This window comes from Mesorhizobium sp. PL10 (assembly GCF_053714315.1).
The window spans coordinates 1-2,494 of record NZ_JBSKBR010000106.1; the positions used below are offsets into that span (position 1 = coordinate 1).

Annotated in this window: 3 protein-coding genes; all 3 read right to left on the reverse strand. The window is 65.4% G+C overall.

Annotated features, from left to right (window positions below):
• Positions 1-13: 13 nt before the first annotated feature.
• Entirely contained in the window at positions 14-1,546 is a 1,533-nt protein-coding gene (tnpC, locus tag ACWGTO_RS33100; RefSeq protein ID WP_454578900.1) for an IS66 family transposase, read from the reverse strand.
• Positions 1,547-1,615: 69 nt separating this feature from the next.
• Complete coding sequence (gene tnpB / locus ACWGTO_RS33105) at positions 1,616-1,972, reverse strand: IS66 family insertion sequence element accessory protein TnpB (protein WP_454578901.1); 357 nt, start codon at positions 1,970-1,972, stop codon at positions 1,616-1,618.
• Positions 1,969-2,409: an IS66-like element accessory protein TnpA gene (tnpA, locus tag ACWGTO_RS33110; RefSeq protein ID WP_292696839.1), complete on the reverse strand. Its 441-nt coding sequence runs from the start codon at positions 2,407-2,409 to the stop codon at positions 1,969-1,971. Before tnpA ends, tnpB begins: the two co-directional genes overlap by 4 nt.
• Positions 2,410-2,494 lie beyond the last annotated feature (85 nt).

Genomic DNA, 2,494 nt, shown 5'->3' on the forward strand with positions numbered 1-2,494 from the left:
GTAAGCGCTGTTCTCAGGCCACGGCCTTAAGCTCGGGAGCCCGGATGTAGACCCAAGGCAGGAGATCGTCGATCTGGCTGTTGGGGTGGCCGTTGACGATCCTGGTGAGGACATCGGCGAGATAGCCGAGCGGTTCGACACCATTGAGCTTGCAGGTTTCGATCAGCGAGGCGATGACTGCCCAGTGTTCGGCGCCGCCGTCAGAGCCTGCGAAGAGCGCGTTCTTGCGGTTGAGCGCGATCGGACGGATCGAGCGTTCGACGGTGTTGCTGTCGATCTCGATGCGGCCGTCGTCAAGGAAGCGCGAGAGGCCTTCCCAGCGTGAGAGCGTGTAGCGGATTGCCTCTGCGAGCTTGGTCTTCTGACTGATCAGGCCGAGCTTCTCACGCAGCCAGGGTTCGAGATCGGCGACGATGGCGCGGCTTTTGTCCTGACGCATCGCGCGGCGCTCGTTGGCCGATCGGCCACGGATGTCATCCTCGATCTTGTAGAGTTCGGCGATCCGTCTCAGCGCGTCGCTGGCGATCGGCGCGGGACCGGCTGCTGCCAGTTCATAAAAGCGCCGACGGACATGCGCCCAGCAGAAGGCGAGCGTGACGCCGCTTTTGTCGGCCAGCACGCGATAGCCGCCATAGCCGTCGACCTGCAAGATTCCGGTGAAGCCTGCGAGATGAGCGATCGGACGCTCGGCCTTTCGGTCCGGCGCATAGACATAGGCGACGCCCGGCGGGTCGCTCCCCTCCCATGGTCGGTCATCGCGGGCATAGGCCCAGAGTTGACCTGTCTTAGTCTTGCCGCGGCCGGGATCGAGCACCGGCGCGGTCGTCTCGTCGGCGAAGAGTTTTAGCGAGGACTTCAGCTTGCCAAGCAGCCGCTCATGCACCGGACGCAGGTGCCAGGCGGCGCGGCCGACCCAGTCGGCGAGCGTAGAGCGATCGAGATTGATACCCTGCCGGGCGTAGATCTGCGCCTGACGATAGAGCGGCAGGTGATCGGCATATTTTGAGACCAGCACCTGGGCGACCGTTGCCTCGGTCGGAAGGCCACCCTCGATCAGCCGGGCCGGCGCCGGAGCCTGAACCACCACGTCCTCACAGGCGCGGCAGGCATATTTGGGCCGGCGCACGACGATCACACGCAGCTGCGCCGGAACGATGTCGAGCCGCTCGCTCACGTCCTCGCCGATCCGATGCAGGCCATTGCGGCAGCATGGACAGGCATGGTCCTCGATGTCGACGACCATTTCCACCCGCGGCAGGTGGGGTGGCAACGCGCCGCGGTTCGTCCGGCGCTTCCTGGCGCGCTCCAGACGCTCTGCGGGAGATGCTTGTTCGTTCTCTTCCTCGTCGGCGGCCTCGAGTTGCTCGGCCTCTTCGAGCCCCAACTGCAACTGATCCTCGGGGAGCGTCTCGGCACGCCGGCCGAAGCGGTGACGTTGCAATTCCTTGATGATCTGGACCAGGCGGGCATTCTCGACGTCGCGCGCCAGGACCATCGCCTTCAGCGCGTCCGGATCGTCGGGAAGCTGGTCAGCCGTCATCGCCATGAGCGGATCAGACCATATTCGCCGACGCCGGGCGACAATGGAATCCGACCTGATTCACTTGGTCGCGGATCAGCCCGCCTGCGCCGGAACGCGGGTCCGGCGCGCCTCGTGGACCCGCCGCCAATCAAGCCCTTCAAGCAGCGCCGACAGTTGCGCGGCAGTCAGCCGCATCACGCCGTCCTGCACTTTCGGCCAGCGGAACTCGCCGTCCTCCAGCCGCTTGGCATAGAGGCAGACGCCGGTGCCGTCCCAGAAGATCAGCTTGATCCGGTCGGTGCGCTTGGCGCGGAAGACGTAGACGGCACCGCTGAACGGATCGGCGCCCATCGTCTCGCGCACCAGCGCGGCCAACCCCTCCGCGCCCTTGCGGAAGTCTACTGGCTTCGTCGCCACCATGACCTTGACCGCACCCGTCGGCCCGATCACGACGTCGCCTTCAGCGCGCGGATTACAGCGGCCACCGTCTTGGTATCGGCGCCCCGGCCAACGCGCATGGCGATGCCGTCAATCTCAAGCTCGATCACACCGGCGTCACGCACCGACTTCTGCTTCCGTGGTCGTCCTGGGCGCTTCGCTGCGGGCTCGGTCGGCGGCCCCGCCACAATCGCCGGCACGAAGGCAGGAGAATCCTGCTGCGCCGAAGCGGCCTGTTTGCGCGCTTCGCGGCGCCAGGCGAAGACCTGCTGCGGCCTCAGGCCATAACGGCGGGCAACCTCGGAAATGATTGCGTTCGGCTCCAGCGTCTCCGCGATGATCCGCGCTTTGTCATCCACCGACCACTGACGCCGGCCGCCAGCACCGTTGATCACCTCGAAACGTCGAGGCTGGCGCTCCGGGTCAAGCGTAAGGTCAAGTCCAGACACAAGTCGATCTCCGATCCCATTTACAGAACCGGCAACCTCACAGATCGAGACCACTCCCGAAAGGTGGTCCGGAAACACCGCTTAC